Origin of the sequence: Streptomyces synnematoformans (genome assembly GCF_039531005.1) — a bacterium.
GTDB classification, from domain to species: domain Bacteria; phylum Actinomycetota; class Actinomycetes; order Streptomycetales; family Streptomycetaceae; genus Streptomyces; species Streptomyces synnematoformans.
Map to the genome: position 1 here is coordinate 15,007 of NZ_BAAAPF010000002.1, position 26,612 is coordinate 41,618.

The following is a 26,612-nucleotide window of genomic DNA, read 5'->3' on the forward strand; positions in this document are numbered from 1 at the left end:
ACCGCGTCTTGCGGGCGCAGACGGGCACGGGCGCATCCCCTCGGGGTACCGGCGCGCCTTCCGCGGTGAGCACGACGTCGGGTGAGCCGTCGCAGTCGGCGGGCCCGCGCTCGCCGGGGCCGGCCCCGGCCCGGTCGCCGTCGGGGACGTAGGCCCCGCGCGCGAAGGGCCGGGAACCGGGCGCCGGGCTCCGGCGCCGCCTACGACCCGCCCGCGGCGAGCAGTTCGCGCAGCCGTCCGCGGTCCGGCTTGCCCGCCGGGGTGAGCGGCAACTGGTCCACGACGAGCAGGCGCTCGGGGTGCTTGCGCCGCTCCAGGCCGCGTTCGGACAGGTGGGCGCAGAGCGCGTCGAGCGAGAGGGTCCGGCCGCCGCGCGGTACGACGCAGGCCGCCAGTCGTTCGCCCATCAGCGGGTCGGGGACGCCGATGCACACCACGTCGCGTACGTCCGGATGGGCCGCCAGTTCCAGTTCCGCCTCCGCGGGGCTGATGTTCTGCCCGCCGCGGATGACGACGTCCTTCAGCCGGCCGACGACCCGCAGCGTCCCGTCCTCGTCCAGCACGCCGAGGTCGCCGGTGCGCACCCAGCCGTCCGGGGTGCGGTAGCGGGCGTCCAGCTCGGGGGCGGCGACGTACCGCAGCGGCGACATCGGGCCGCGGGCGACGATCTCGCCCGCGGTCCCGCCGGGTGCCTCGCGCATCTCCCCGGCGCCGGGGACGGCGATACGGATGTCGGCGACGCGGGGGTCGGAGCGGCCGACGGCGATGCCCGGCCCGTCGTCGGCCGGCGCCATCCCGCCGGCCAGGCCGGTGTGGCAGTTGACGCCGTCGGCGGAGCCGTAGACGTTGACGACCGGGCAGCCGAAGACGCGCTGCGCCTCCTCGGCGGTGGTCGCGTCGAGCGGCGAGCCGCCGACGAGGAGCGCCGTGGGCGGAGTGAACACCAGGTCGGTTCCCTCCGCGATCCGGTCCAGCATCATCCGGATCATCGTGGGCACGCCGACGACGTGCGTCGGCTCGTGCGCGGCGAGGGCGGCGAGGGCGGCGTCGGGCGTGAAGTGGTCGAGGAGGACGAGGGTGCCGCCGTGCCGGGCGAGGGTGACCGCGGTGCCGTTGCTGCCGAACGACGAGGCCAGCGGGACCAGGAACAGGCAGCGCGGCGGCTGGCCGTCGGGTATGAGGGAGCCGAGGAAGTTGCCGCGTCCGCCCGCGAGGGCGTTGTGCGAGTACGCCACCATCTTCGGTTCGGCCTCCGAGCCCGAGGAGACCAGGATCCGCGCGACGGAGTCCGGGTGGGGCCGGGCGGGAACGAAGGCCTTCGGGTCGGTGCGCAGTAACGCGGTGAGCGGCACGGCGCCTTCGGGGGCGTCATCGGGGCCGGCGGCGATCACGTGCCGTAGCGCGGGCAGTTCGGCGGTCAGGGCGAGCAGGTCGGCGGCGTGCCGGTGGCCGCGGTGCTCGGTCGCGGCGATCACGGCGACGGCCTGCGATCTGCCGAGCAGCGAGGCCGCTTCGCGGCCACCGCGTCCGGCGGGGAAGGGCAGCGCCACCGCACCGAGGCCGGCCAGGGCCAGGTCGGCGACGACGGCGTTGCGGCTGTTCGGGAGTTGCACGCCGACCACGTCGCCGGCGCTCACGCCCAGCCCGGCGAGTCCGGCCGCCAGGCATCGCGCCTTGCGGTCCAGCGCGGTGTAGCAGAGCCCGCCCTTGGCGTCGACGATCGCTGTGCGGTGCAGGTCGGCGATCTGGCGGGCCCGGTAGAGGCTGTAGAGATCGAGGTCGGGGCAGGTGCCGTCCACGGCCCAGGAGCGCCGCAGCTCGCCGGGCAGCAGGTCGTCGAAGACGACGGTCATGCGAACCTCCAGGGGTCGGGTACGGCGAGGGAGCCGTGCGCGTCATGGCGGATGAGGCCGGCGAAGCGCGGATCGCGGGGCAGGCCGGCGAGGTCGGTGGTGACCGCCGTGGCGGTCAGGCCGTGGGCGTGGAGCCGGGCCAGGGCCTCCGCCGTGGACGCGCGGGCCAGGCGGTGGCGGGCGTACCGGGCGGCGACGGCGTCCGCGCAGGTGTCTGCGGGGGCGATGCCGCCGTCGCGCGTCGGCAGCGGGCGGCGGTATCCGGCGGGGCGCCGCGGGGGCTCTCCCCGTACGGCCCGGGCGCGGGCGGGTGCGGTGAGCAGGTCGGCGGCGCCGAGCAGAGAGGAATCGGCCCGTACGCCGCGGCCGGTGCGCTCGCGCAGCAACAGCGCCGCCAGCACCGACTGGGCGCCGAGCAGCCCGCCGAGCACGTCGAGCAGGGTCATCAGGGAGGGGGCGGGCTGCTCGTCCGCGGGCCGGGCGGCCTCGCCGACGCCGGTCCTGGCCTGCACCATGAAGTCGGTGCCGACGGGTGCTCCGGGGATCCGGTCCGCCCAGCCGCCGGTGTACGCGTAGACGAGACCGGGGTGGGCGGCGGCGAGGTGCTCGCGGTCCAGGCCCAGTGCGGCGGCTTTGCCAGGCGCCCAGTTGTGCAGGAACACGTCCGCGTCGCCCGCCATCTCGTGCAGCCGCCCGCGGTCCGCGGGGGACTTGATGTCCACCTCGACGGCCTTCTTGCCCCGGTTCAGCGCGAGCCAGCGCGCGGAGATCCCCGAGCAGGCCGGCGGCATGCCGCGCAGCGGGTCGCCGCCCGGCGGCTCGATCCGTACGACCTCGGCGCCGAGGAGGCCGAGCAGGTGGGCGGCGAGTGGGGCCTGGATACGGCGGCCGGCCTCCAGCACGGTGAGCCCGGCCAGCGGCGCGTCGAGCCCGGACGACGTCGTCGCGGTGCGGCCCTCGCCGTGCGGCGTGAGGGTCCACGGCGGCGCGCCGTCGTCCTCTGCGGCCCGCCGGGTGAGCGCGTGCAACGGGCACACGTCGGCGCCGGCCGCGTCCGCGGCCGCCTTGATCCGTTCCCACATGCAGGCCCGCACCACCTGATGCAGCGCGTCGGAGAAGGGGGCACAGGCGGTGGCGTAGCGGAACTGGAACGGGCGCCAGCCGCGGCGTACCGCCTCCTCGGGGGCGCCCAGGGCGCGCCAGAAGGCCGCCCAGCCGCCCGGTTCGAGGGCCTCCAGCTCGAAGACGACGCCGTCGCCGGAGGTGAACGGAGGCCCGCCGGGTGCGAGTTCGACGGCCTCGCCCTCGTCGGCCCCGGCGGCGGCCAGATACTGCGATACGGCCAGCAGCCCGGCCCGCTCGGCGCTCACCTCCGCGTGCGCGAACCGTCCCCGCGTGCCCCGGGCCTGCGCGAGCAGCGCGGCCAGCAGCGCCTGCACGGCGAGGACTCCGGCGGCGGTGGCCGCGTAGTCGACCGCCAGCCCGCGCGGGGCGCCGTCGCGGCGGCCGTGCACCGCCATGACGCCGGTCGCGGCCTGCACGGTGGCCTCGTCCGTGACGCCCTCCGCCTTGCCCCATGCCGTACGGACCGACACCTCGCCGAACTCCGCACCGGAGAGGGCGACGTGGCCGCCGCGCCCCGGACCGCCCTCCGCGCCCAGCAGCCGCAGCTGCCCGGCGACGACTCCGGCGCCGGGGCCCGGCGGCCCCGGCCACTCCGTACGCAGACCGGCGAGCGGTCCGGCGCCGCGTGCGGCGGCCGGTGAGGCTGTGCGGGCCATGCCTTCTTCTCCCTTCCTGTTCCCGCGCGGGGCGCGGGAACCCGGGGGCGCCCGCCCCCGACCTGTCTCCCGGAAGAGTCAGTCGGACTGACGTTCGCGGGGGTTCCCGTGGGGCTGGAGAAGAGCGGTGGAGGACATACGGATCGGCGGCCCGCCTTGCCCGCCGGAGGTGGCGGAGCTGCGCGAGCGCGTCGCGGCGTTCGTACGCGAGCGGGTGGCGCCGTGCGAGCCGGTGCTGGACGGCGGCGGGCCGCGGGCGACGGCGGAGCTGGGCCGGCTGCGGCGGGAGGCCAAGGCCGCGGGGCTGTGGGCGCTGCCCCTGCCGGCCGAACTCGGCGGGCAGGGGCAGCCGCTCGGCTCGTACGCCCACCTCGCCGAGGCCGAGGGCGCGAGCGACCACGGGCCCGCCGCGCTGGGCTCCGCCTCCCTGCTCGATGCGCTGATGCTGCGGCGGCACGGCAGCCCGGGCGTCCGCGAGCGGTATCTGAAGCGGCTGGTCGCGGGGGAGCTGCGGGCCTGCTACGCGATGACCGAGCCCGGCACGCCGGGCACCGACCCGTTCCTCACCGCCACCCGCGCCGTGCCCGCGGCCGACGGCGGATGGCGTGTCTCCGGCCGCAAGTGGTTCGCCAGCGGCGCCGTCGGCGCCGACCTCGTCACCGTGCTCGCACGCACGGACGGCGACCCCCCGGACCGGGACGGACTCTCACTGCTCCTCGTACCCACCGACGCGCCGGGCTTCCGCCTGCTGCGCGAGCTGCCGGTGCTCGGCGCCGCCGGGCACGCGGAGTTCGAGCTCGACGAGGTCGCTGTCGCCGCCGGACACCTGATCGGCGAGCGGGGCGGAGCCCTCGGCATCGCGGGGGAGCGGCTGCAACTCGGCCGCACGCTGCGCTGCCTGCGCTGGCTCGGCCAGGCCCGGCGCGCGTTCGACCTCATGCGGGAGCGGGCGGTCGGCCGGTCCCGCTCCCGCGGCCCGCTCGCCGGGCTCCAGCTCGTCCAGCGCCACGTCTTCGAGTCGCTGCTCGCCCTGCGCTCCACCCGGTCCCTCGTCTACGAGGCGGTGGACCGCCTCGACGCCGGGCTCGACGCGCACGTGGAGGTGGGGCTGGCCAAGGTCGCCGCGGCCCGCACCCTGCAGCACGTGGCGGACGCGGCCATCCAGGTGCACGGCGCCGCCGGACTCGGACCGGACACACCGCTGCCCGCGCTGTTCCGCACCGGCCGCGCGGCCCGCATCCTCGACGGACCGGACGAGCTGCACATCACCTCGGTGGCCCGGCGGGTCCTGCGCCCGGACCCCGAGGCGGATCTGCCAGGCCGGTGAGCTGGGCGAGGCCGTAGGCGAGGAAGAAGGTCCCCCAGATCAGCTCGTGCCGGACGGCGGTGCCGGCGGCGAGGTCGTAGCAGCCGTCGAGCAGGCGGCCGTCACCGGTCAGGTGGACCCCGGCCAGCGTCTTCAGCAGGGCGACGGCGCGTTCCCGGCGGCCGAGCTGGAGCCAGGCGGCCGCGGTGATGGCGGCGGCGGAGGTGTCGCGCGGCCCGGTGCGGTACGCGGTGTCCGCCGGCGGCACGTGCTCCGGCGGGCTCCACGCGCCCACCGCGTCCGCGTGGCCGGCCTCCGGCAGGTGGCGCACGGCCGCGGCGATCGCCAGCAGCAGCCAGGCCGGGCCGCGGCTCCAGCCCGGCGGCGGACCGGCCCGCGCGGTCCAGCCGGTGCCCGGCGCGTACTCCCACGACCAGCAGGCGGGCCGGCTGCCCACGCACAGCCCCAGGTGGCGCCGCAGGTGGGATGCCGCCGCCGGTGCGTCCACCGAGGCGAGCAGCGGCACCATGCCCGGCACGCCGTCCGCGCGGGCCAGCAGCCGCGGCCCGCCGAACGCCCCGCCCCAGGGCACCACGCCCAACTGCCGGTCGAAGGACCCCAGGCAGGCGCGGGCCGCTTCCCTGCGCAGCCGCGCCCCGTCATCGTCGGCGAGGACGGTGCCGTACCAGAAGATCAGCCCGCGGGCCGCGGTGTCCGCCCCGACCCACTCGGCCAGCCGGTCCGTGCACGCCCGCGCGGCAGCCAGATCCCCGGGATCGCCGGTGTGCCGTGCGCGCAGCCACAGCAGCCCCGCCCAGAACCCGCCGGTCCACGAGCCGCGCCGGGTCGTCGTCCAGGTCCCGCCCGCCGGCTCGGCGAACAGCGGGAAGAGGCCGCCGACTTCCGCGCGGGTACGGGCTACGCGGTCGAGCACCGCGGCCAGGGCGGGAGCGGCCCAGACGGCGGCCGGCTCATCGGGGTACGGCATGACCACGATCCCGTACCGCCCACAGCAGCGCCACCGCGCCCGCCCCGGCGAACTCACCTGCGACCAGCAGCCACCCCGTGCCGTACCGCCCGGCCTCCGCCAGCAGCCCGAACAGCGGCGGACCGATCGCGAAGCCGGCGAAGAACCCCGCCGCCACCAGCGCGGAATCCTGACCTGCCCGCCCCGGCGCGGCGCGCTGCAGCACCAGCACCATCGACACGGCGTTGGCCGCCACCGCGAAAACACCCACCCCCACCGCCGCGACCCACACCAAGGCGTGCGCCCGGCCGGAGACCGCGATCAACAGGGCGGCGACGACCGCCCCCGCCGCAAGACCTCCAGGCAGCCACACGGCCCGCTCCTCGCGGCCCGCCGCCTTCGACCAGCCCACCCGTGCCGCTATCCCGACCGCGCCCAGGACGGCCAGCAGCGCGGCCGCCGCCGTGGGACCGAGCCCGAGCCGCTGCACGCCGTACAGCGGCAAATAGGTGTTCACCGAGGCGATCCCGCCGCCCAGCAGCAGCGAGAAACCCGCCAGCCAGGCGGCCATCCCGCGCGGCAGCCAGACGGTGGCCGCCCGCTTCGCCGGCGGGTCGGCAGGCAGCGTACGCGCCGCCCATACCGCCGCCGCCACCGCGGCGCCGGCGGCCGTCCACACGGCGCCGCGCCACCCGGCGGCCGGCCAGCGCCGCCAGCGGCAACCCGGCCGCGAAGGCACCGAGCTGCACCCCCGACTGCTTCCACCCGGTCGCCGCACCCCGCTTCGCGGGCGGAACCGCGGCCAGGATCGCCTTGTTCGTGGCCGGGTTGGCCAGCGCCTGCGGCAGCCCGCCGAGCGCGACCGCGGCCAGCAGGAACCCGGCGCCCGGCGCCGCCCCGATCAGCGCCAGCGCCACCGCCGCCACGCACAGCAACGCCACCAGGCTGCGCCGCGGACCCATACGGTCCACCACCCGGCCGCCCGCCGGCGACAGCACGGCCGCGGCGCCGAAGCCGACCGTCGTCGTCAGCCCCAGCACCGTCGCGGAGAGACCCAAGTCGTCCACCAGCCGCGGGCCCAGCGCACCGAGCAGGAACAACTGCATCATCGACAAGGCCATGGCGCACGTCAGCAGCGCCGTGACAGCGCCGCTCGCCCGCTGCGGGCCGCCGCCGTCCTCCTCCGCGCGGATCCTGCTCGACTCCGCCGTCACCGGAGTGCCTCCCTCCCGCCTCCCAGCCGGAGAAACCGACGGTCCGGAAGCAGTAGTCGGACCGGTGAGGCGGCAGGTTCCCCGCCGTTTCCGTGACCCGGGTCACACGGGCGGGGCCCGAGCGGGGTGGGTACGGAATGCTCAACCCGGCCGTGACACGCCCGGGGCCGATGCGAGGATGAGCCCGCCATGACTGCAGGGTGGGGTGCGCGCACCGTGCGGGCCGCGATGTTCGCGGCCCTGTGCGTGCTGCTCGCCGCCCTGGGGCACGTGCTGATGTCCGGAACACCGGTGCCCCGGTGGGCTCTGGCCGCCGCTGCCGCCGCCACCGGCGCCGCCGGCTGGTGCCTGGCCGGGCGCGAGCGCGGACTCGTGCTGATCACGTCCGCCACGGTGGCGGCCCAGACGGCGCTGCACGCGTCGTTCTCGCTCACCCAGGCGGTGATGCACCCGGCAGCACACGGGGGCGGGACCCTCGTCGAGCGGTGGTCCCGGTACCTGCTGTGCGCACCGCAGGAGGCGGCTGCGGCAACCGCCGCGGACGCGCCGCACACCGCGGCGGGCATGCACGCCGCCGCCGGCCACCACTCCATGCACCACGGCATGGACGCCATGTCCCCCGGCGGGCACGCCGGGCACGCCGGGCACGCCGGGCAGATGGGGCACGGTGCGGGTGAGATGTCCTCCGCCGGCATGCTCGGCGCCCACCTGCTGGCCGCGCTGCTGTGCGGGCTGTGGCTGGCGTACGGCGAACGCGCCGCGTTCCGCATCCTGCGCGCCGTCGCAGGATGGCTGGCGGCGCCGCTCCGCCTGCCGCACGCCGCGCCGGTGCCTCCGGTGCTCCCCGAAGCCCGCCGCGGCCGGCCCCGTTCGGAGCGCGCGCCGCGACGTCTCCTGGTCCACTCCATCTCTTCTCGGGGCCCGCCTTCCGGGATCGCTGTCCGCTGACGACAGCCGGTCACCCGAGGCCGTCCGGGGGAGCTGCAACGCCCCCGCACCTCGGGCACGGCCGCGTGCGCGCGTGCGCTCGCGGCCGCCTATCCAGCACCGGACCTGATGCCGTATGCGCCGGTCCGGATCCCGGAATCCGAGAAGGAGACCACGTGACTCCCACCGTCATGCCCGTCTTGTCCGACGAGGCGATAACCACCTGGGCGCTCGCCGCCCGCGCCGGCGACCCCGACGCCGTCGAGCACGTCGTCCGCGCCCTCCACCACGACGTACGGCGCTACGTCATCTACCTCGGCGCCGACCCGCAGGCCGCCGAGGACATCACGCAGGAGACCTTCTTGCGCGCGCTGGGCAGCCTGCACCGTTTCGAAGGCCGTTCCTCGGCCCGCACCTGGCTGCTGGCCATCGCCCGGCGCACCGTGGTCGACAGCCTCCGCCACGCCGCCGCCCGGCCCCGGCTGGCCGACACCGCCGACTGGCAGTCCGCTGCGGAACGTGCCCAGCCGTCCGGCTTGCCGGGCCACGACGACGCCGTCGCACTCGCCGAGCTGCTGGCAGCCCTTCCGGACGAGCGACGCGAGGCGTTCGTCCTGACCCAACTGGTCGGACTGCCGTACGCGGAGGCGGCGCTGGTCAGCGACTGCCCCGTGGGCACCGTGCGCTCCCGCGTCTCCCGCGCCCGCAGCACCCTGATGCGCTGTCTGCACGACGCCGAGCGCGCCGGCCTCACGCCCACCGCTGCCTGACCGCAGGCGGCGTCGGCCGCCCGGCTCCCGGGCCGGGCGGCCGACGCCATGCGGGACCGCCTGTCAGCCTCCTGCGTACCGGCCCGCGGCCGAACCCACCTCGCTACGCGAGCCTTATCCGGGTGCCTCGCTGACCAGCGCAGGGTGGGCTTGGTGGCGGGAGACGACCCGGTCCTGCGGCGGGTTTCAGACCTGCCCGTGTGGCACGCGCCGGTGGGTCATCGCTGACCGTCTTCCTGGAGCGTGGCGGTGGCCGGGGCCCGGGGGCGGAACACCAGTTGCACGCAGTCCTCGTCGTGGAGGGTGCGGACGGACACCCGGTAGACGGGTTCGAGCACCTCGGGGGTCAGCACCTCGGCCGTGGGCCCGGCGCTGGCCACGGTGCCCTGGTCGAGCAGCACCAGGTGGTCGCAGTAGCGGGCGGCCAGGTTGAGGTCGTGCAGGACGACGACGGTGGTGACGTCCAGGCTGCGCACCAGGTGCAGGACCTCGTGCTGGTAGTGGATGTCCAGGTGGTTGGTGGGCTCGTCGAGCAGCAGGTGGTGGGCTTGCTGGGCGAGTGCGCGGGCGATGAGGGTGCGCTGCTTCTCGCCGCCGGAGAGGGTGGCGACGTTGCGGTCGGCGAGGTCGCGCATGCCGACCCGGCGCAGTGCGGCGGCGGCGATGCGGTGGTCCTCGGCGGTGTACGCCTGGAGGGCCGAGCGGTGGGGCGCGCGGCCGAGCAGCACCATGTCGGCGACGGTGACCGGGAGTTCGGGCGGGGCCTCCTGGGCCACCACGGCGATCCGCAGGGGCAGCTCGCGGTGCGGGACGGAGGCGACCGGCCGGTCGTCGACCAGCACGCTGCCGCCGCGCGGGGCGAGCGCCGCGTACAGGATGCGCAGCAGAGTCGTCTTGCCGCTGCCGTTGGGACCGATGAGTCCGACGACGCCGGAGCGGGCTTCGAGGCCCACGCCGGCGAGCACCGGTGTTCCGTCGTACGCGAAGGTCACATCCGCCGCACTGATCATGTCCTATTTCTCCCGTCTGGCACCGATGATGAAGAAGTCCCTGCTGTCGCGGTGCCGGCGAGGGGGCATCAGGTGCTCGAAGTGCCGCGGCGGGCCGAACCCGGCCGGCCGCAGCAGCGCGGCTGTCTGGGGGGCCGTGATGCCGCGCCAGTACGGGAGGGTCCGGCCCATGCCCAGGTAGTCGCGCGCGGCTCCGGGGAGCAGCCGGGGGAAGCGGAGCAGTTGGCGGGCGGTGTGCCACAGGCCGTCGGCGATCAGCACCGCGCCACCGGGGCGCAGCGCCCGGGCCCATGCCGCAAGGGCCGCCTCGGGCGCCGGCAGGGTCCACAGCACGTACCGGCAGGTCACGAGGTCGTACCGGCCTTCCGGCGGGGTGTGCCCGTCGCCGTGGCGCCATCGGATGGTGACGCCGCGCCGGGCGGCTTCGGCGCGGGCTCCCGCCAGCATGCGTTCCGAGGCGTCCATGCCGGTGACCTCGTGGCCCAGTTCGGCGAGCAGTATCGCGGCGAAGCCGGTGCCGGTGCCCACGTCCAGCACCCGCAGGGGCGGCTCGGCCGGGCCGAGCAGCGCGGCGATCGCGTCGCGGTACAGCGCTCGCCACGCGTCCCGGCCCGCCTCCGCGTAGGCACGGTAGTAGCGGTCGTAGCGCGCGGCCCGCCCCTCCCAGGTGCGGGTGACCGAGGCCACGGCGGCCGGATCCGGGGCGCCGCTCACGGCTTCGTCACCTCCGCCCGCCCGCGCGGCCGGGGGTCGGAGAGCCGGTGCGCTCCGGGCACGGCCAGCGCGGCCAGGGAGGCGGCCACGGTCAGCAGGCCGCACGTCAGGAGCACCGGGGTGTGCCCGGCGGCGGTGAGCGCGTGGGGCAGCAGGATCAGGCCGAGTGGTGCCACGCCGTGGGAGACCATGAAGTCGAAGGAGAACAGCCGCCCCATCCGCTCCGGCGGCACCTCCCGCTGGATGGCGCTGAACCAGGGGATGTTGAACGCCTCGATGCCGACTCCTCCCAGGAAGTACGCCAGCAGCACCAGCGCGGCGCCCAGCTCCGGTGACACCGCCGGCACGGTGAGTGCCAACGGGACCAGACCGTAGAGGCTCAGCCCTGCGAACGCGACCAGCCCGGGGCGGCGCGGGGTCCAGCGGGCCATCAGCAGCGCGGCGGCCACGGCCCCGCCCGAGTAGCAGCCCAGCGCGATGCCCATGAAGGTGTTGCCGCCCAGGTCGCCGCGGCTGACGAGGGGCAGGGTCAGTTGCTGCACGGCGAAGCCGAGGGCCAGCCACACCACCAGGGAGCCGAGGCCGGCGACGAACCAGCGGTGCCGGGCCGCCTCGCGGAGCACCTCGCCGTAGTCGGCGAACGGGCGGCGGCGGGCGTCGTTGGACGGCGGCCGTGCGCCGCGCGGCAGGCGCAGGGCCAGCCCGGCCGAGGCCAGCCAGAGCAGGCCGGTGCCCAGCAGGGTGGCCGAGCCGCCGATCGCCACGTACAGCACGGTGGCCGCGGTGGGGCCGCCGACCAGCAGCAGCCTGTTGCTCAGCGTGGACAGCGCGTTGGCCCGCTGCCGGTCTGCCTCGGGCACGACCTCGCCGACCAGCGCCTGGTAGGCGCCGCGGAAGATGCCCTCCCCGATGCCGGCCACGAGGATGGCGGCGCAGATCGCCGGGACCGACACCTCGAATGCGGCGACCGAGGCCAGGATCGCCGTGCCGCGCACGGTGCTCGCCGTCGCGAGCACCGTGCGGCGCGGGTAGCCGTCGGTGAACACGCCGCCGAGCACCGCGCCCAGCACGAAGCCCACCGTGCGGGAGCCGAGCACCCACCCCAGCGCGGCGACGCCGCCCCGGGTGTCGAGCAGGTACAGGGTGAGCGCCACCGGGGTGAGGGAGGTCGCGGCTGAGGAGGCGGTGTAGCTCAGCCAGGCGAGCCGGAACCGGGTGTTGCGCAGAATCGCGAGCATGACGGCCGCTCAGCCGCTCAGAGGGTGGTGGCGGGGCGCCAGTCGCGGCGCGCGCCGTCGAAGTCGAGGGCGGCGGCCACCAGGAAGGACGCCAGCTCGGTCAGCGGCACCGGATCGGTGCCCAGCTCGCGGAACGTGGCGGTGCAGGTGGGGCAGGTGTTGACCTCGTAGACACACCACTGGCCGGTCTGCTCGTCGCACGCGAGGTCCACCCCGGCGAAGAGCGCGTCCATCGACTCGGCGGCCTGCTCGGCGATCGCGCGCAGTTCGGGGGTGAGCTCGGCGCGGTGCCGGGTGTTGCCGGGGGCGTTGGAGATCCAGGTGCCCTCCGGCGCGACCCGCTCCACGGCGGCCACCGCCTGGTAGTTGACGCACAGCACGCGCGTGTCGCGGTGCCGGGCCGGGACATAGGGCTGGACGTAGTACTGCTCCGGTCCGGGACCAATTCCCCGGGCGTGGTGGCGTACCGACGCCTCGTCGGTCAGCCGGTGCATGCCGCGGCCTCGGGAGCTCATCAGCGGCTTGGTCACCATCGGGTAGCCGCGCTCGGCCGTCCAGGCCGCCAGGGTGTCCTCGTCGCGGCCCCACAGCACCGGCAGGTGGGGCACCTTGGCGCGGTGCAGCAGAGCCGAGTTGAGGTATTTCGACTGCCCGCGCAGCAACGTCATCGCCGAGTTGACCACGGGTATCCCGGCCAGGCGGGCGGTTTCGAGCTGGTTCATGCCGAGGATCAGGTAGTCCTCGTAGACCCAGCCGAACATCAGGTCCGGGGCCAGGTCGCGGCCGTCGACGAGGAACCGGGTGGCCTCGGCGGTCACCTCGGTCACCAGCTCGTCCGGGTGCACTCGGCGGGGCCGGCCCCCGCACCGGCGGACGCCGTCGAACAGGACGCGGTGGTCGTCGTCGTCATCGTCGTTGCCGAGCAGGACGATCAGCGGGCTGTCGGCCATGGGAACCGTGAGCCTCCTCGCGGTGAGAGTCGGTGGGGTCGGCGGGACGGGCTTCAGGTCGCCGTTTTCATCCGGCGGACCAGAATCAGCAGGAACGGCGCGCCCACCACCGCGGTGACGATGCCGATGGGAAGCTCGCGGGGGGAGAACGCCATGCGGGCCACCACATCGGCCCAGACCAGGAAGGACGCCCCGATCAGTGCGGCGACCGGCAGCAGCCGCCGGTGTACGCCGCCGACGCACAGCCGGGCGACGTGCGGCACGATCAGGCCGACGAATGCGATGCCGCCGGAGACCGCGACGGCGGCGCCCACGCAGAGCGCGACCACCAGCAGCACCTGGGCCCGCACCCTGTTCGGCGGGCTGCCCAGGGCGTGCGCGGTGTCGTCGCCGAGGACCAGCGCGTCCAGCCGCCGGGACCACACCAGCAGCACCGCGAACGCGACCGCCGTCAGCGCCGCCGCGAGCCCCACCGAGGACCACGAGGCCCTGGCGAGCGAGCCGAGCAGCCAGAACAGCACCGCGCGGGCGCCCTCCGGGGTGTCCGAGGCGAAGATCAGGAAGTGTGTGACGGCGTTGAACACGTAGCCGACGGCGACCCCGGCGAGCAGCAGCCGCACCGCGGTGATCCGGCCGCCGCTGCTCGCCAGCGCGAACACCGCCGCGATCGCGGCGAGCGCGCCCAGAAACGCACTCGTGGTGAGCGAGCTGGCTCCGACGCCGGTGCCCACCCCGAACAGAATGGTCAGCGCCGCGCCGGTGGAGGCGCCGGGGGAGACACCGAGCAGGTACGGCTCGGCCAGCACGTTGCGCACCAGGGACTGGAGCGCCACCCCGGTGATCGCAAGCGCCGCCCCGACGACGGCCGCCAGCAGCACCCGCGGTGTCCGCACCAGCCAGACGATGCTGTCCTCCGACGGCTCCCAGGTCACCTCCGGGGCGCCGACGACGTGGTGGGCGACGACCGCGGCGACGGTGTCCGGGGGGATGGCCACCGGCCCCAGGCCGATCGCCACCGGGACGGTGACGAGCAGCAGCAGGGCCAGGCCGCCGACCCACAGCAGGGTCCGCCGGCTGCGCCGGGCGTGGTCGAGGTCGTCGACGGGCGGCGGGCCTTTGTCGAGGACGTCCCCGGTGTCAGCGGTCAGCGTCATCGTGGCCCTCTCCGTTTCTCTGCCGTTCTGACGGTGCGTCGGCCTGCCAGGTGAGGGAGTAGAAGCGGGGCAGCAGGCCGGCGAGCCGCCAGCGCAGGGGAGCGGTGCTCCGGTGGGCCGCGGCCACCTCGTCCAGCCAGCCGACGCGCACCCCGGTCAGGTCGGCGGCGGCGAATACCGCCGCGGGTTCGCCGACCGACCGCCAGGCGACGCCGGGGGTGGCCGGGCGGACCGGGGCGACCGAAGCGAGAGGGGGGTCCCCCCGGCCGAAGGCTGGGGAAGGGCCCGCGCGGGATCCCCGGCGGCGGTCGAGGCGCCCGACCACGCTCCAGAAGGCGCGCTCGGCCCGGTGCCGGGCCCGGCCGGCCCCGGTGGCAGGCGTGGCGAAGTGCAGCGCGTCGATCACCACGATGCGGCCGCCGGGGGCGAGCACGCGCCGCCACTCCCGCAGCGCGGCCACCGGGTCGGGCAGCGCCCAGAACGCCATGCGGCTGGTCACCAGGTCCGCCGTGCCGGCGCCGAGCGGCAGGTCTCTGGACTCGGCCGCGGCCACCTCGGCGGTGCCGGGCAGGGGACCGGCCGCGGCGGCGTTGATCCGTGCGCGCTCCAGCATGCCGGGCGCGATGTCGTAGCCGGTGACGTGGTGCCCCATCTCCGCCAGCAGCAGCGCGAGTTCGCCGGTACCGCAGCCGACGTCGGCCACCCGGAGCGGGGTGGTGCCGTCGCGGGCCGGGTGACCGGCGAGCGCGCCGAGCGCGTCCTGCCACGCGTTCCGGTACCGCGGGTGCCCGTGGGCCAGATCGCCCCAGCGGTCGTACCGGGCGGCCTGCGAGGTCCAGTACGCCGCCGCGCGGTCGACCCCTGAGGGCCCGTCGGGAATCACGGCGTTGTCACCCATCGGCTGCCACCCGCCCGTCACCGGCCGATCTGCTCGGCCAGCGCCTCCAGGCCGTCCACGGCGAGCGTGCCGTGTCCCGAGTGGAAGAAGTCGAGCACCAGGACCTCCTCCTCGGCCACCGCCGGGATGCCGGTGAGTTCCTCGCGGGAGGTGAGCGCCTCCCGCACCTCCTGCTCGCTGGTGTCGCCGGGCTCGTAGAGGGCGATCAGCCGCTCGGGGGCGGCGTCGATCAGGGCTTCGGTACTGGGCTCGAAGAACCGCTCGTCGGTGTCGGCCAAGACGTTCGACAGGCCCAGGTAGTCCATCTGCTGGTGGATCATGCTGCGACTGCCGTAGGCGCCGAGCGCGCCGTCGGGTCCCGGCACGAACAGCGCGGCGGTCGTGGCCGCGGACGGCGGCGACTGGTCGGCCTGCTCGCGGACCGCCTCGACGCGGCCTTGGAGGTCGGTGACCGCCTCCTCGGCCCGCGTCTCGGTGCCCAGGATCCGGCCCAGGGTGGTGATATCGGCGTAGATTTCCTTAATGGGGTCCTGGACCTCGGACTCGCCGGCGCCGAATCCGCCGCAGTAACCGCCGATGATGAAGGTGGAGATGCCGGCGACCTGAAGGTCCTCGGGGCCGAACTCGTTGAGGCCGAAGGTCACCACGAGGTCCGGGCTGCCGCCGATGATCGCCTCCTGGTTGAGGTCGGTGATCGTCTTGATGGGTGCCTGTTCGCGCTCGCCCAGGGGTCCGGCCGCCTCGCCGAGCGGCTCGCCGGTCAGGGGCGCGAAGGTGCTGATGCGGTCGGTGCCGCCGGCGGCGTGCACCAGCGTGCCGGCCTCGCCGCCGATCACGTACAGCCGCTCCGGCGGCTCCTCGATGGTCAGCTCACGGCCGCAGTTCTCCACCGTGAGGGGAAAACCCCCGGCGGTCGCGTCGCCGGAGTCCGCGTCACCGTCGTCGCCGCACGCCGTGAGGACCAGAAGCCCGGTGGCGACCGCCGCGGCGAGGCGGGAACGGGAGGATGCGAGTCGCCGGTGCGGTCGCATGGTGGAGCGCAGCATGGGGATGGCTGTCCTTTCGACGTGTAAGTCAGTTGTCGCGGTAGCGGTGCAGCGCCGTGGCGTCGGCGCTGAACTGGGAGAACGGGAACGGCTCGGCGGACAGCGCGGTGACCCCCGCGCCGAGGAACTCGCGGGCGACGGCGGAGCCGGTCTGCGCGTACACCACCAGCGGCACCCGCCGTTCCCGGCAGCGGGCCAGGATGGTGTCGAACGTGCCGTTGCCCACGGTCATCCCGGTCGCCACGACCGCGTCGGCGGTCTCCAGCACCCCGGTCATGTCCGGGGAGACCGGGTCGCCCCAGCGGGTGGTGCGCAGGTTCAGGTCGCACAGCAGCGGCGCGGCGCCGCGCTCCCGGATCGCGGCGACCAGCGGGTTCACCACGCCGATCAGCCCCACCCGGGAGCCGGCGGGCACGTCCAGCAGGCCGGCCACCGCGGCGTCGCGGGCCGCCGCCCGCTCCTCGGGGGTGCCGGCGGGCAGTTCGACCCGGTCGGCGCGGGGATCGGCGTGGTGCGGGGCGACCGCGCCGAGATACGCGTCCAGCGCGGCGACGCGTAGCGCGGCGGCGTCCGCGCGCAGCAGCTCGGCCACCGGCCGCCCGGACGCCTCAACGCAGATTCCCGCGTCCACCTCCCCGGCTTCGAAGGCGCACGCCCCGAAAGCGGCACCGACGCGCACCAGCAGGTACTGGTTGCGGTAGGTGACGTTCCCGCCGCCCAGCCGGGTGCCGTGGTGCACCCAGAACACGCTCGTCGCGACCACGCCCGCCGGATCCGGGCCACGGCGGCCGGTGAGCACCTCGGCGGCCAGGTCGGCGGCCCCGGCCGCGCCGCCGGCGGCGGTCACGACGCCCGCCCCGGTACGGCGGCGGGCAGCCGCGGGGTGCGGCGCGCGGTCAGGCGGACAGTCCAGTCGGTGACCGACCACGGCAGCGCGACGTCGTCGGTGCCGGCCACCTCGCGCGGCGCGAGCGCGGTGAGTTCGGGGACCTCGGAGTACGCAGAAAACGCCGCCGTCACGTAGCGGTGCCCGGTGTCCGGAGCGAGGAACACCACGGTGCGCCCCGGGTTTCGCCTCCGTTCCCACCCGGCGGCCAGGTAGGCGGCGCCCGCGGACAGCCCGGTGAAGATCCCGCTCTCCCGCAGCAGGGCCACCGCCCCGGCCCTGGCGTAGGCGAAGGACACCCAGTGGATCCGGTCGTACAACTCGTGACGCACGTTGCGGAACTCGATGGAGCTGCCGATCCCGGCGATGATCATGTCGGGGTCGGCGGTGTGCTCCGCGCCGAAGGTGACGCTGCCGAAGGGCTGGACGCCGACCAGTAGCACGTCCCGGCCCGCGGCCCGCAGGTACTCGGCGAGCGCTCCCGTCGAGGAGCCGGTCCCCACCCCGCCGACGACGGTGAGCGGTCCGGCGGGCAGCTCCCGGCCGATCTCCTCGGCCACCTCGCGGTATCCGACGTAGTGGATCGCGTCGTGGTACTGGCGCATCCAGTGGTAGTCGGGGTTCTCCAGCAGGAGCTGCCCGACGCGCTCGACACGCCGGTTCTGATCGAGCATCAGGTCGTCCGACGGCGGCATGCGTTCCAGCGTCACGCCGAGGATCTCCAACTGGACGCGCAGCGTCTCGTCCACCGTGGTCGACCCGACGATGTGGCAGCGCATCCCGTACCGGTGGCACGCCAGCGCCAGGGCCAGGGCGTAGATCCCGCTGGAGCTGTCCACGAGGGTGTCGCCGGGCCGCACCGTGCCGTTGGCCAGCAGGTGGCGCACGGCGCCGAGCGCCGAGCGCACCTTCATCACCTCGAACCGCAGACACACCAGGTCGGGGGCGAGGCGTATGGGGTCGGGGTCGGCGATCGCGTCCGCGTAGTGCTCGTGCACGGGCGTCAGGCCTTCCCCGCCGCGGCGGCGCTCCGGCGGCGCAGCGCGAACAGGTAGGTCTGCACGTCGTCGCCCGGCCAGTCTTCGACGTGCACCACCTCGGCGCCGAACCCGGCTTCCAGGGCCATCGCCACGATGTCACGCAGCGGGGCGGTGTTCGAAAGGATCAGGTACACCACGCCATCGGGCGCGAGGATGTCCCTGGCGACCAACTGGCCGAAGAACCGGGCGGCGATGTCGCGGCCGAGGCACAGGTTGCGCACGATCTCCGGGTCGTCGGACAGCGGCAGCTCGATGGCCGGCGGATTGAACGTGACGACGTCCACCTGCTCGCCGTCCGGGAAGCCCTCCCACACGTCGGCCACCAGCGGGACCAGCGGCGGCCCGTCCGGACCGACGATCCCCTCGTAGTGCCGCGCCACGGTGCGCACGCTCTCCGGATGCACGTCCAGCGCGTACACCGTGCGCGCCCCCCGCACGCCGGCCACCACGGCCTCCACGCCCAGGCCCGCGCCCATCGCCGCATACCGCAGGCCGGCCACCGGCAGCGTGCCCTCCAGCAGGCGGGCGTGGACCAGGCGACTGGTCTCCCCGGGATGGAACACCCCCGGCGGCAGGTCGAAGTCCCAGCCGTTCCAGCTGTAGGTGCGGTGCTCGTGGATGGCCCGGCTCGGCTTGTTGATCGCCCGGATCTCCTCGGCGGACAGCGTCTGGGGCAGCAGCCCGTGCAGCGTCCAACCGGTCGCGGTGCCGGGCAGTACCGGCGGGCCGGGACGGGCTCCGGTGGTGGGCGGTCGGTGCACGTTCGAGTCCCTTCGGTCGGTCACCGAGCCGCTGACGACGACTCGGCGATTCCTCGGTTGGGCACTGCACGCCGGGACACCCCACGGCGGAGCCTCGGCGTCACATGCCGACGGCCGCATAAGTATTACAAATGATTTTCATTACGACCATGGCTCTGCGTCCTCACACGTGTCGCCTGCGTCACGTGAGTCGACACCCCGGTGGGCTCCGGCCGGATTTCCCAGCGCGTCGTGGAGCGTCCGCCACGGCCGCGTGTGCAACTCGCCCAGGCAGCCGTTCCAGTACGGCGTGGATGATCGCGTCGTCGACCGGGCGGCGCCCCGGAGCCACTGGCCGTGGCTGGCAGCGTGGTGACGCGGACGGTCGTCGCGAGCGTGGAAGAAGCGCAGCCCCCGGTCCTGCGGCCAGGCCGGCGAGGTCACCGGGCGGTGCGGCAAGGACTCCGGCGTTCGCCGCGGCCCCGTAGGCCAGAGAGCCGTCAGCCGGCCGGCTTGTCCGGCGCGGCGAGGAACGACAGGTCATTCCGGGCCGGGCCGGAGGGCGGTGGGGTCGTCGGCGCGGGCGTCATCGGTCACCTACGGCTGCATGCCGCACCGCCGCCGAGGCAACTCTTGTTGCCGTCTGCGCAAACCGTGCTGTCCGGTCATGCCGTACCGCCCGTCCGGCCTCGATACGGCGACAGCGCGGGCGAAACGCTCAGTGGTCGTCCCAGTGCCCGTCATGGGCGGCGTGACGGTGGCCTTCGTGCACGTAGTCGACGTGCTCTCCGTGCGGTACGGCAACGTGCCCGCAGCCGGCCCCGTGCTGATGGGGGTGGTCGGCGTGGGCGATGTGCCGGCCCTGCTCGCACTCGTCGACATGATCGTCGTGCACGCGGTGCAGATGGCCGTCGTGTGCGTAGTCCACGTGGTCGTGGTGCGGAAGCGCGACGTGACCGCAACCTTCACCATGCCGATGGGCGTGACCGGAGTGGGGGGCGTGCGTGGTGGTCATGACTCTCTCCGCGGCTTGGTACGTCCGCCGTTCACCTTCCAGTCTGCTCCCGGCCCAGCCGCCGCACAAATAATTGAAAATGATCGCTATTACGGTTGCACCCGGGCCGCCGACTCCCTGCCGAGGGCGTCGAGCGTGCGACCCAGCCGACGACGTCCGTCGCGCGGCGGGCCCGGGATCCGGGTGGGCGGCGGGCCGCAGCGGGTGCAGCAGGACGCGCAGCCCGTGCGCGGCCGCCTCGTACCGCTCGACGGGCATCCAGCACCCCTCCGGCACGCGCCCGGCACCCTGCCGCGGCGCGAAGGCGCTGTGCGCCTCGAACCCCACGTGACGACCTTCACCGGGGTCACGGGCGTCGCCCGGTTTACGGGTGCAGCCACCCCGCGATGTCCTCCAGGCCGTCGACGGCCGCCGTGCCGCCGACGCCGTAGGTGGTGTTCGCCTCGAAGAGCCGGACCCGGTCCTCCGTGACCGCGTCGAGCGAGGCGACCGCCTCGTTCTCCAGCAACGTGTCGTACGACGCCCGCCCCTTGCCGGTCACGTCGACGAGCAGGAGGAAGTCCGGGTCCGCCTTGACGATCACCTCGGGGTCGACGGGGCGGGTACGGGTGACGCCGGCCTCCTCGGCCGCCAGCGTGCCGCCGGCCGTGACCACCAGGTCGGAGACCAGTGCGGTGGGCGCGTTGACGAAGGGGGTGGCGGCCTGGTTGCTGAGGATCAGCACCGAGGGCCTGTCCTCACCCCGGACGTCCTCCGTCACGACGGCCGTGCGCCGCTTCATCTCCTCGACCAGCGACGCGGCCTTCTCCGGCGCGCCCAGCTTCTCGCCGAGCCGGGTGAGGTTGGTCTGGATCTGCTTCAGGGAGCCGCCGTCGCCGGGCAGCGTGACGGTGTCGACACCCGCCTTCGTCAGGGTCTTCGACGCCTGCTGCTCGCCCTCGTGGCGGGCGGTGACCACCACTAGGTCGGGGCCCCAGGACAGCACCTGCTCGGGGTCCGGGTCGTTGCCCGGGGGGATCTTGTGCGGCACGTCGGCGAGCCGGTCCGCGTGGCCGCTGAGCGTGGGACTGAGCGACTGCCGGGGGACGGCCACCAACCGCTCGGCGCCGACGAGTTCGGTGACGGCCTCGGCCGCGTCGGGGGAGAGGGCGGCGATGCGCCGCGGCTCGGCCGCGCCGCTGCCGGCGGTGTCGCCGGTGTCCGCGGAGGAGGCGTCGTCGCCGCAGGCCGCGGTGGTGACGGCGAGCAGGGCGAGGAGGACGGTGGCGGGCAGGGAGGATCTGAGGGCTTTGCGGGGTGTCAACGTACGCTCTCTTTCCGGTTGTTCTCGGAGCTGACGATGCGCAGCGGCGTGACCCGCAGCGCACCGGTGTCCTCGTCCGCGCGGACGGCGGCCTGGACCCCGTACGCGGCGCTGATCAAGGGCTCGGTGAGCACGTCCGCGGGCGGGCCGGCGGCGGCTATCCGCCCGGCGTCCAGCAGGGCGAGGCGGTCGCAGAAGCGCGCGGCCTGCCCGAGGTCGTGCAGGACCGTCACCACGGCGGTGCCGTGGGCGGCGAGGGTGCGCAGCAGCTGCAGGACGTGCAGCTGGTGCCGCAGGTCGAGGGCGGCGACCGGCTCGTCCAGCAGCAGTGCCTGCGGCTGCTGCGCCAGCGCACGGGCCAGGTGGACCAGTTGCCGCTCGCCGCCGGAGAGGGTCGGCACCCGCTGGCCGGCCAGGTGTGCCGCGCCGACGGTGTGCAGCGCCTCGCCGGTGATCCGGTGGTCGGCCGTGTCGAGCGGCTGCAGCCGGCGCACGTGCGGGTGGCGGCCCATGAGCACCACGTCGTACGCGGTGAAGCCGAAGTCGAGCGCGGTGTCCTGGGGCACGTGGGCCAGCTGCCGGGCCACCTCACGCGGACGCATGCGCGTCAGCGGGCGCCCGTTGAGGAGCACCTGCCCCGCCTGTGGCGTCAGCAGCCCCGCCAGCGTCTTCAGCAGGGTGGTCTTGCCCGCCCCGTTGGGCCCGATGAGGCCGAGGACCTCGCCGGGGACGGCGCCGAGGGAGACGTCGTCGAGGATCACCCGCTCGTCGTAGGCCAGCCGCAGCGTCGAGGCGCGCAGAACCGTCCCGCGGCCGGAGTCGTCAGACATGCTTCCGCCCGCGCAACACGAGGAAGAGGAAGGCCGGCGCGCCGAGGAACGCGGTGACGACCCCCGTCTGCAGGGTCACCGGGGCGAACAGCATCCGGGCGCCGAGGTCGGCCAGCACCAGGAAGGTGCCGCCCGCCAGCGCCGCGGCGGGCAGCAGCAACCGGTGGTCGGGGCCGAGGGCGAGCCGCACCGCGTGCGGGACGACCAGGCCGACGAAGCCGATGACGCCGGTGACGCACACGCACACCCCGGTCAGCAGCGAAGCGCAGACCAGCAGGAAGCGGCGTACGCGCACCACGTCCAGACCGGTCGAACGCGCCTGAGCCTCGCCCAGCAGCAGCACGTTGAGGTCCCGGGCGAAGGCCACGGCGACGGCGAGGGCGACGAGCACGGGCAGCACCAGGATCCGTACCCCGTTCCAGCTGGCGCCGTCCAGGTCGCCCTGCAGCCAGAAGGTGAGGGACAGCACCGTGTCGGTGTCCGGGGCGTTGGCGACGACCGCCGAGACGACCGCGCCCAGCAGCGCGTTGAGCGCGATCCCGACGAGAATCAAGGTGGCGGGGGAGTGGTCGCGGCGCAGCGCGGCGGCCAGCTGGAGCAGGCAGACCGCGGCCAGCGCGCCGGCGAAGGCGGCGGCGGGCAGCACCCACGTGCCGGCCGCGGTCGCGCCGGTGGCCAGCACGAGTACCGCGCCGACCGCGCCACCACTGGAGACGCCGGTGATGCCGGGGTCCGCGAGCGGGTTGCGGAACAGCGCCTGCAGCACCACCCCGGCGACGGCGAGGCCGGCCCCGGCGAGCAGCGCCGTGGTGACCCGGGGCAGCCGGATGTCATCGATGACCAGAACGTGCCGAGTCTCCACCTCGCCGGCGGGCAGCCCGAGATGGCCGAGCAACACGGACACGGTGTCCCCGAACGGGACGGTGACCGGCCCGAGCGAGGTGGCGACGACGACGGCCAGCACCGTGACCGCCGCCAGGGCGACGGACGGGAGCACGCGCCGGCGCCCCCTTCCCGGGGCGTCGGCCACCGGGCGGCGCGGCAGCGTGCCGCGTGCGTTCTTCACGCCACGCCGCCGGTGACGCCCAGGGCATGACGCACGGAGCAGTGCACGAATCCTCCCCCAACGACACGAGGACATCAGATAGACATGAAAACCATGTTCATTTAGCATGGCGCAGACCACCCGCGCCGGTCAACCGGGAGAGTCGTGCCATGCCAGAGACGCGGCTACGCAGGACGCGGCAGCGCGCCGCTGTGTTCGGCGCCCTGCAGCGCAGCGGCGACTTCGTCTCCGCCCAGCAGTTGCACGCGCAGCTGGCCACGGCGGGTGTCGCCGTCGGGCTGACGACGGTCTACCGCACGCTGCGCGAGCTGGAGCGGGCCGGGCGGGTGGACGTCGTCCGGGACGAGTCCGGCGAACGGCTCTACCGCCCCCGGCCGGACGCGGGCCACCGCCACTACCTGATCTGCCGCAGCTGCGGCCTCAGCCGGGCCGTCGACACCGACGTCGTCGAGCGCTGGGCCGGCCGCCTCGCCGCCGCGACCGGGTTCGCCGACATCGAGCACACCCTCGAACTCAGCGGCGTCTGCGCCCGCTGCCTTCCGGACCAGAGGTAACCGGACCGCAGACACGGAGCCGTCTCGTCGGCCGCCGCACCGGAAGGAGATCGACCGCCGTGACCGTTCCCACTCCCCGCGTAGGGTCTGCGGAGGACCGGGTGCCGGTGACCGAGCCGACCGGCTACCCGGGGGCCCGGTACGACCATCCTGCGCGACGTGACCCGCACCGGGCATCACCGGCCGCGCGTCGACGCCACCGACAACGACTCCGGGACGACGCCCCGGCGCTGGCCGCCGCCCATGGGGGGTCGCCATGGCAGAGCCGGGTCCCCGGCCTGGTGCTGGAGACCGCGGGCGCCGTCGTCGTACGCGACGAACTCACCGCCGTGCCCGCGGTCGTGGTGCTCCCCCCGGCGCGCCCGCGGGCTGATGATGTAGAACCTGGCGGTCGCCGGGCTCTCCCTCACCGCACAGGTCGGGCTGGGACCTGTCCGGACGTCCCCCTGCCGATCGGCGTGGCGGGCACGAGGGTGTCCTCGACGGGGCCGAACGGCCTGCGGCTGCTGCGCGAGAAGGCGTGGCGTCCCGTCGGCCCCGTGGCGACGGGACAGGTGCGCCGCGGCACAACCGCCGTGTGCGGTGCGCCGGTTGCGCCGGGCGGGTCAGTCCGGCGGCGGGAGCAGGCCGCGCTGGTAGGCCCGGACGAGGTGGCGCGGCACGCGGTGGACCGAGCCGTTGATGGTCACGGGGACCAGATCGGGCGGGGTGGCCTTCCACCGGGCGCGGCGGTGGCGGGTGTTGCTGCGGGACAGCTTCCGCTTGGGTACGGCCATGAAATCCTCCGGACGGGGCTCAGTGGGGCTTGGACGTGTAGGGGAGCAGGGCCATCTCGCGGGCGTTCTTGATGGCGCGGGCGATCTCGCGCTGCTGCTGGGCGGTGACGCCGGTGACGCGGCGGCTGCGGATCTTGCCGCGGTCGGAGATGAATTTCCGCAGCAGGTCGGTGTCCTTGTAGTCGATGTACGTGATGCCGGCCGTGAGCAGCGGGTTCTTGCGCTTGCGTGGCGGCTTGCGGGGACCGCTGACTGCCATGGACAGAGCTTTCCGGGTTCGGGTGCGGGTGGGTCAGGCGGGAACGCCCAGCAGGGCGTCGAACGCGGTGGACAGCGTGCGCCAGGCGCCCGGGCCCGCGGCGTACTCGTCGTCGGTGAGCAGGCAGGAGTCCAGGATCCGGCGGAGGGTGTCGCGGTCCAGGTCGGGGGCGGTGAAGGTGAGGTGTTGGGTGCGGTCGCCGTGCCGGGGGTGCCAGTCGAGGGCGGCGGCGACCCGGCGGGCGGCCGGTTCCAGCTCCCAGGCGGCTTCCGGCAGCGCGGCCAGCCATGGTCCGGCGTGTTCGATGCAGAGTGCTCCGCCGGTGGCGTCCCAGGACAGCAGCGCGTCGGGGCGGTCGGCGAGCCAGAGGCGGCCGCGGCTGCGCAGGGCGGCGCAGGTGATGTCTTCCAGGGCTGCGTACAGCCGGCCGGGGTGCAGGGGGCGGGTGCGGTGCCAGACGAGGGTGGCCACGCCGTGCTCCTCGGCCTCCTGGGGCAGCAGTGCGCAGGCCGGGTGGTGGCGGGCGGCGGCGGCGTCGGCGTCGAAGCCGGCCGTCGCCACGCGGGCCAGCTCCGGTGAGCCGAGGGGCAGCCGCCGGGCGGTCTGGTGGAGTTGGTCCAGCAGCGCGAGGTCGGCCGGCTCGGGGGTGCCGGCGCAGGCGAGGGCCAGCACGGGCGGGTATTCGAGCTGGCGGGCGAAGGTGTCGGCGACTGTGCGGCGGTCGGTGGCCGCCATCGCGAGGTCCTGCTCGGCGAGGTCGTCGCCGCAGCTGAGGTACGGGACCAGCGAGTCGGTGTCGACGGCGGTGACGACCCCGGTGAGCTCGATGGCCTCGGCGGGCGCGGCGGCGATCAGCTCGGCGATGGCCTGCGGCTCGACGGAGTCCCAGAGTTCGACCACCGCGAGCCGGTGGGCTCCGCCGACAGCGAGGGTCAGCAGCGTGGGCACGAGGTCGTCGCGTACGGCGCAGCAGGCGCAGGGCCGGGTCATACGGGGCCTGCCCCGATCCCGTACCCCGTTCGCGTCCCGCACCGTGCGCGGCATGCGGTCGCCCTCGATCGCGTCCAGGTCGTGGTGGACGGCAACGGCGTCGGGCACGGCGCGCAGCAGGGACTCGACGGCCGCCGTGCGCGCCTCGCGGTGCATCCCGGCGACGACGACCACCGGCATCGGTTTCCCGGCCACCGCTCAGCGCTCCTGGTGGCGGGCGTAGCGGCGCTCGAACCGCTCGACGCGGCCGGCGGTGTCGAGGACCTTCGTCCGGCCCGTGTAGAAGGGGTGGCTTACGGAGGAGATCTCCACGTCGACGACGGGGTAGGTGTGGCCGTCATCCCAGTCGACGGTCTGCTCGCTGGTGGCGGTGGACCGGGTGAGGAAGGCGAACCCCGCCGCACGGTCGCGGAAGACGACGGGGCGGTAGGAGGGATGGATGCCGGACTTCATGCTGGGTGGCTCCCTTCAGCGCTCTTCGCGGAAGAGCACGTGGCGGCGGACGACGGGGTCGTACTTGCGCAGATGCAGCCGGTCGGGGTCGTTCCGGCGGTTCTTGCGGGTGACGTAGGTGTAGCCGGTGCCCGCCGTGGAGCGGAGTTTGACCACCGGGCGGAGTTCGTTGCTCGCCATGCCCGCAGCATACATCGTAACGGTTTTCATTTTCATGTAGGGTTCCGTCTCATCACCGCAGGACCCGACCGATCGGAGGACCGTCCCATGTCGGCCCGATGCCAGCTGACCGGCCGCACACCCGGCTTCGGCAACACCATCTCCCACTCCCACCGCCGCACCCGCCGGCGCTTCGACCCCAACATCCAGCGCAAGCGCTACTGGCTGCCCAGCGAGCACCGGTACGTCCGGCTCACGCTGAGCGCCAAGGGCATCAAGTCCGTCGACGCCATGGGCATCGAGAGCGCGGTGGCGCGGATGCGCGCCCGGGGGGAGAAGATCTGATGGCGAAGACCAGCAAGATCGCGAAGAACGAGCAGCGGCGGGCCGTCGTCGCCCGCTACGCCGCGCGCCGCGCGGAGTTGAAGGAGCTGATCCGCAAGCCGGCCACCCCGCAGGACGTACGCGAGGCGGCCCAGCGCGAGCTGCGTGCGCAGCCCCGCGACGCCAGCGCCACCCGCGTGCGCAACCGCGACAGCGTCGACGGCCGCCCCCGCGGCTACTTCCGCGTCTTCGGCCTGTCCCGCGTCAACGTCCGCACCCACGCCCACGCCGGGCACCTGCCCGGAGTCCGCAAGTCCAGCTGGTAACCCGGCACGCGGGCCGGGCGGACCGTACGGATTCCGCGCCGGGCGCCCTCCGTGGCGGCCACC

30 protein-coding genes and 1 pseudogene are annotated in these 26,612 nt (G+C 74.8%); 6 read left to right on the top strand and 25 right to left on the bottom strand.

Going from position 1 to position 26,612, the window contains the following annotated elements; genetic code table 11:
- Nucleotides 1-200: 200 nt before the first annotated feature.
- Nucleotides 201-1,853 carry a class I adenylate-forming enzyme family protein gene (locus ABD317_RS00830; protein WP_344286727.1) on the bottom strand — a complete coding sequence of 551 codons (1,653 nt, stop codon included), beginning with the start codon at nt 1,851-1,853 and terminating at the stop codon, nt 201-203.
- Nucleotides 1,850-3,634 carry a CoA transferase gene (locus ABD317_RS00835; RefSeq protein ID WP_344286729.1) on the bottom strand — a complete coding sequence of 595 codons (1,785 nt, stop codon included), beginning with the start codon at nt 3,632-3,634 and terminating at the stop codon, nt 1,850-1,852. Before ABD317_RS00835 ends, ABD317_RS00830 begins: the two co-directional genes overlap by 4 nt.
- Nucleotides 3,635-3,761: 127 nt before the next feature.
- Here ABD317_RS00835 and ABD317_RS00840 point away from each other — a divergent pair, with 127 nt between their 5' ends.
- Nucleotides 3,762-4,961: an acyl-CoA dehydrogenase family protein gene (locus ABD317_RS00840; RefSeq protein WP_344286731.1), complete on the top strand. Its 1,200-nt coding sequence runs from the start codon at nt 3,762-3,764 to the stop codon at nt 4,959-4,961.
- Here the strand turns inward: ABD317_RS00840 and ABD317_RS00845 are convergent.
- The 3 genes and pseudogenes from ABD317_RS00845 to ABD317_RS00855 form a co-directional block, all read right to left on the bottom strand.
- Nucleotides 4,900-5,928: a sugar ABC transporter permease gene (locus ABD317_RS00845; RefSeq protein ID WP_344286733.1), complete on the bottom strand. Its 1,029-nt coding sequence runs from the start codon at nt 5,926-5,928 to the stop codon at nt 4,900-4,902. The genes ABD317_RS00840 and ABD317_RS00845 overlap by 62 nt on opposite strands.
- Nucleotides 5,912-6,586, bottom strand: a complete 675-nt coding sequence (locus tag ABD317_RS00850) for an MFS transporter (RefSeq protein WP_344286735.1) — start codon at nt 6,584-6,586, stop codon at nt 5,912-5,914. The genes ABD317_RS00845 and ABD317_RS00850 overlap by 17 nt, the downstream gene beginning before the upstream one ends.
- Before the next feature lie 85 nt (nt 6,587-6,671).
- Nucleotides 6,672-7,028: pseudogene (locus tag ABD317_RS00855) on the bottom strand (MFS transporter); the annotation flags it as partial.
- A 282-nt stretch (nt 7,029-7,310) separates the two neighbouring features.
- Between ABD317_RS00855 and ABD317_RS00860 the strand changes: the two are divergent.
- Nucleotides 7,311-8,069 (top strand): hypothetical protein, encoded by a 759-nt coding sequence (locus tag ABD317_RS00860; RefSeq protein WP_344286737.1) that lies wholly within the window; start codon nt 7,311-7,313, stop codon nt 8,067-8,069.
- 170 nt (nt 8,070-8,239) lie between these two features.
- On the top strand, nt 8,240-8,818 hold the full coding sequence (locus ABD317_RS00865) for a sigma-70 family RNA polymerase sigma factor (protein WP_344286908.1): 579 nt from the start codon (nt 8,240-8,242) through the stop codon (nt 8,816-8,818).
- Nucleotides 8,819-9,036: 218 nt separating this feature from the next.
- Here ABD317_RS00865 and ABD317_RS00870 read toward each other — a convergent pair whose 3' ends face one another.
- The 14 genes from ABD317_RS00870 to ABD317_RS00935 form a co-directional block, all read right to left on the bottom strand.
- The gene (locus ABD317_RS00870; protein ID WP_344286739.1) at nt 9,037-9,828 is read right to left on the bottom strand and encodes an ABC transporter ATP-binding protein; all 792 of its coding nucleotides are present in this window, start codon (nt 9,826-9,828) and stop codon (nt 9,037-9,039) included.
- A 3-nt stretch (nt 9,829-9,831) separates the two neighbouring features.
- Nucleotides 9,832-10,542 (bottom strand): class I SAM-dependent methyltransferase, encoded by a 711-nt coding sequence (locus tag ABD317_RS00875; protein WP_344286741.1) that lies wholly within the window; start codon nt 10,540-10,542, stop codon nt 9,832-9,834.
- The gene (locus tag ABD317_RS00880; protein WP_344286743.1) at nt 10,539-11,780 is read right to left on the bottom strand and encodes an MFS transporter; all 1,242 of its coding nucleotides are present in this window, start codon (nt 11,778-11,780) and stop codon (nt 10,539-10,541) included. Before ABD317_RS00880 ends, ABD317_RS00875 begins: the two co-directional genes overlap by 4 nt.
- Before the next feature lie 17 nt (nt 11,781-11,797).
- Complete coding sequence (locus ABD317_RS00885; RefSeq protein WP_344286745.1) at nt 11,798-12,730, bottom strand: ATP-grasp domain-containing protein; 933 nt, start codon at nt 12,728-12,730, stop codon at nt 11,798-11,800.
- A 53-nt stretch (nt 12,731-12,783) separates the two neighbouring features.
- On the bottom strand, nt 12,784-13,884 hold the full coding sequence (locus tag ABD317_RS00890) for a FecCD family ABC transporter permease (protein ID WP_344286747.1): 1,101 nt from the start codon (nt 13,882-13,884) through the stop codon (nt 12,784-12,786).
- Nucleotides 13,868-14,782 (bottom strand): class I SAM-dependent methyltransferase, encoded by a 915-nt coding sequence (locus tag ABD317_RS00895; RefSeq protein WP_344286749.1) that lies wholly within the window; start codon nt 14,780-14,782, stop codon nt 13,868-13,870. Before ABD317_RS00895 ends, ABD317_RS00890 begins: the two co-directional genes overlap by 17 nt.
- A gap of 17 nt (nt 14,783-14,799) precedes the next feature.
- Nucleotides 14,800-15,828, bottom strand: coding sequence for an ABC transporter substrate-binding protein (locus ABD317_RS00900; protein WP_344286751.1), 1,029 nt, complete (start codon nt 15,826-15,828; stop codon nt 14,800-14,802).
- 28 nt (nt 15,829-15,856) lie between these two features.
- Nucleotides 15,857-16,675, bottom strand: a complete 819-nt coding sequence (locus tag ABD317_RS00905; RefSeq protein WP_344286753.1) for a Rossmann-like domain-containing protein — start codon at nt 16,673-16,675, stop codon at nt 15,857-15,859.
- Entirely contained in the window at nt 16,672-17,712 is a 1,041-nt protein-coding gene (locus ABD317_RS00910; RefSeq protein ID WP_344286755.1) for a pyridoxal-phosphate dependent enzyme, read from the bottom strand. Before ABD317_RS00910 ends, ABD317_RS00905 begins: the two co-directional genes overlap by 4 nt.
- Nucleotides 17,713-17,717: 5 nt before the next feature.
- Nucleotides 17,718-18,515, bottom strand: a complete 798-nt coding sequence (locus tag ABD317_RS00915) for a class I SAM-dependent methyltransferase (protein ID WP_344286757.1) — start codon at nt 18,513-18,515, stop codon at nt 17,718-17,720.
- 697 nt (nt 18,516-19,212) lie between these two features.
- Nucleotides 19,213-19,509 carry a hypothetical protein gene (locus ABD317_RS00920; RefSeq protein WP_344286759.1) on the bottom strand — a complete coding sequence of 99 codons (297 nt, stop codon included), beginning with the start codon at nt 19,507-19,509 and terminating at the stop codon, nt 19,213-19,215.
- Nucleotides 19,510-19,873: 364 nt separating this feature from the next.
- Nucleotides 19,874-20,812 (bottom strand): ABC transporter substrate-binding protein, encoded by a 939-nt coding sequence (locus ABD317_RS00925; RefSeq protein ID WP_344286761.1) that lies wholly within the window; start codon nt 20,810-20,812, stop codon nt 19,874-19,876.
- Nucleotides 20,809-21,642, bottom strand: coding sequence for a heme ABC transporter ATP-binding protein (locus ABD317_RS00930; RefSeq protein WP_344286763.1), 834 nt, complete (start codon nt 21,640-21,642; stop codon nt 20,809-20,811). The genes ABD317_RS00925 and ABD317_RS00930 overlap by 4 nt, the downstream gene beginning before the upstream one ends.
- Nucleotides 21,635-22,639, bottom strand: coding sequence for a FecCD family ABC transporter permease (locus ABD317_RS00935; protein WP_344286765.1), 1,005 nt, complete (start codon nt 22,637-22,639; stop codon nt 21,635-21,637). The genes ABD317_RS00930 and ABD317_RS00935 overlap by 8 nt, the downstream gene beginning before the upstream one ends.
- A 218-nt stretch (nt 22,640-22,857) precedes the next feature.
- Here ABD317_RS00935 and ABD317_RS00940 point away from each other — a divergent pair, with 218 nt between their 5' ends.
- Nucleotides 22,858-23,262, top strand: coding sequence for a Fur family transcriptional regulator (locus ABD317_RS00940; protein ID WP_344286767.1), 405 nt, complete (start codon nt 22,858-22,860; stop codon nt 23,260-23,262).
- A gap of 176 nt (nt 23,263-23,438) precedes the next feature.
- Here ABD317_RS00940 and ABD317_RS00945 read toward each other — a convergent pair whose 3' ends face one another.
- The 6 genes from ABD317_RS00945 to rpmG all read right to left on the bottom strand — a co-directional run bounded on the left by ABD317_RS00945 (nt 23,439) and on the right by rpmG (nt 25,920).
- Nucleotides 23,439-23,672, bottom strand: coding sequence for a hypothetical protein (locus tag ABD317_RS00945; RefSeq protein WP_344286769.1), 234 nt, complete (start codon nt 23,670-23,672; stop codon nt 23,439-23,441).
- Between the two features lie 195 nt (nt 23,673-23,867).
- Nucleotides 23,868-24,038, bottom strand: a complete 171-nt coding sequence (gene rpmF, locus ABD317_RS00950; protein ID WP_344286771.1) for a 50S ribosomal protein L32 — start codon at nt 24,036-24,038, stop codon at nt 23,868-23,870.
- A 19-nt stretch (nt 24,039-24,057) separates the two neighbouring features.
- Nucleotides 24,058-24,297 (bottom strand): 30S ribosomal protein S18, encoded by a 240-nt coding sequence (gene rpsR / locus ABD317_RS00955; RefSeq protein WP_281620852.1) that lies wholly within the window; start codon nt 24,295-24,297, stop codon nt 24,058-24,060.
- A gap of 33 nt (nt 24,298-24,330) precedes the next feature.
- Nucleotides 24,331-25,467 (bottom strand): GTP-binding protein, encoded by a 1,137-nt coding sequence (locus ABD317_RS00960; RefSeq protein ID WP_344286910.1) that lies wholly within the window; start codon nt 25,465-25,467, stop codon nt 24,331-24,333.
- 18 nt (nt 25,468-25,485) lie between these two features.
- The gene (locus ABD317_RS00965; RefSeq protein ID WP_344286775.1) at nt 25,486-25,740 is read right to left on the bottom strand and encodes a type B 50S ribosomal protein L31; all 255 of its coding nucleotides are present in this window, start codon (nt 25,738-25,740) and stop codon (nt 25,486-25,488) included.
- Between the two features lie 15 nt (nt 25,741-25,755).
- On the bottom strand, nt 25,756-25,920 hold the full coding sequence (gene rpmG, locus ABD317_RS00970) for a 50S ribosomal protein L33 (RefSeq protein WP_344286777.1): 165 nt from the start codon (nt 25,918-25,920) through the stop codon (nt 25,756-25,758).
- Nucleotides 25,921-26,007: 87 nt separating this feature from the next.
- On the opposite strand from rpmG, the gene rpmB reads away from it, so the two are divergent.
- Nucleotides 26,008-26,244: a 50S ribosomal protein L28 gene (rpmB, locus tag ABD317_RS00975; protein WP_344286779.1), complete on the top strand. Its 237-nt coding sequence runs from the start codon at nt 26,008-26,010 to the stop codon at nt 26,242-26,244.
- Nucleotides 26,244-26,549, top strand: a complete 306-nt coding sequence (gene rpsN, locus ABD317_RS00980; protein ID WP_344286781.1) for a 30S ribosomal protein S14 — start codon at nt 26,244-26,246, stop codon at nt 26,547-26,549. The genes rpmB and rpsN overlap by 1 nt, the downstream gene beginning before the upstream one ends.
- The last annotated feature ends 63 nt before the right edge of the window (nt 26,550-26,612 follow it).

Excerpts from the sequence above, each read along its gene's own strand:
- ABD317_RS00830 (WP_344286727.1), bottom strand. The coding sequence starts at position 1,853 with ATGACCGTCGTCTTCGACGACCTGCTGCCCGGCGAGCTGCGGCGCTCC.
- ABD317_RS00835 (WP_344286729.1), bottom strand. The coding sequence starts at position 3,634 with ATGGCCCGCACAGCCTCACCGGCCGCCGCACGCGGCGCCGGACCGCTC.
- ABD317_RS00845 (WP_344286733.1), bottom strand. The coding sequence starts at position 5,928 with ATGCCGTACCCCGATGAGCCGGCCGCCGTCTGGGCCGCTCCCGCCCTG.
- ABD317_RS00860 (WP_344286737.1), top strand. The coding sequence starts at position 7,311 with ATGACTGCAGGGTGGGGTGCGCGCACCGTGCGGGCCGCGATGTTCGCG.
- ABD317_RS00865 (WP_344286908.1), top strand. The coding sequence starts at position 8,240 with ATGCCCGTCTTGTCCGACGAGGCGATAACCACCTGGGCGCTCGCCGCC.
- ABD317_RS00870 (WP_344286739.1), bottom strand. The coding sequence starts at position 9,828 with ATGATCAGTGCGGCGGATGTGACCTTCGCGTACGACGGAACACCGGTG.
- ABD317_RS00880 (WP_344286743.1), bottom strand. The coding sequence starts at position 11,780 with ATGCTCGCGATTCTGCGCAACACCCGGTTCCGGCTCGCCTGGCTGAGC.
- ABD317_RS00885 (WP_344286745.1), bottom strand. The coding sequence starts at position 12,730 with ATGGCCGACAGCCCGCTGATCGTCCTGCTCGGCAACGACGATGACGAC.
- ABD317_RS00890 (WP_344286747.1), bottom strand. The coding sequence starts at position 13,884 with ATGACGCTGACCGCTGACACCGGGGACGTCCTCGACAAAGGCCCGCCG.
- ABD317_RS00895 (WP_344286749.1), bottom strand. The coding sequence starts at position 14,782 with ATGGGTGACAACGCCGTGATTCCCGACGGGCCCTCAGGGGTCGACCGC.
- ABD317_RS00900 (WP_344286751.1), bottom strand. The coding sequence starts at position 15,828 with ATGCTGCGCTCCACCATGCGACCGCACCGGCGACTCGCATCCTCCCGT.
- ABD317_RS00920 (WP_344286759.1), bottom strand. The coding sequence starts at position 19,509 with ATGACCACCACGCACGCCCCCCACTCCGGTCACGCCCATCGGCATGGT.
- ABD317_RS00930 (WP_344286763.1), bottom strand. The coding sequence starts at position 21,642 with ATGTCTGACGACTCCGGCCGCGGGACGGTTCTGCGCGCCTCGACGCTG.
- ABD317_RS00940 (WP_344286767.1), top strand. The coding sequence starts at position 22,858 with ATGCCAGAGACGCGGCTACGCAGGACGCGGCAGCGCGCCGCTGTGTTC.
- rpmF (WP_344286771.1), bottom strand. The coding sequence starts at position 24,038 with ATGGCCGTACCCAAGCGGAAGCTGTCCCGCAGCAACACCCGCCACCGC.
- rpsR (WP_281620852.1), bottom strand. The coding sequence starts at position 24,297 with ATGGCAGTCAGCGGTCCCCGCAAGCCGCCACGCAAGCGCAAGAACCCG.
- ABD317_RS00960 (WP_344286910.1), bottom strand. The coding sequence starts at position 25,467 with ATGCCGGTGGTCGTCGTCGCCGGGATGCACCGCGAGGCGCGCACGGCG.
- ABD317_RS00965 (WP_344286775.1), bottom strand. The coding sequence starts at position 25,740 with ATGAAGTCCGGCATCCATCCCTCCTACCGCCCCGTCGTCTTCCGCGAC.
- rpmG (WP_344286777.1), bottom strand. The coding sequence starts at position 25,920 with ATGGCGAGCAACGAACTCCGCCCGGTGGTCAAACTCCGCTCCACGGCG.
- rpmB (WP_344286779.1), top strand. The coding sequence starts at position 26,008 with ATGTCGGCCCGATGCCAGCTGACCGGCCGCACACCCGGCTTCGGCAAC.
- rpsN (WP_344286781.1), top strand. The coding sequence starts at position 26,244 with ATGGCGAAGACCAGCAAGATCGCGAAGAACGAGCAGCGGCGGGCCGTC.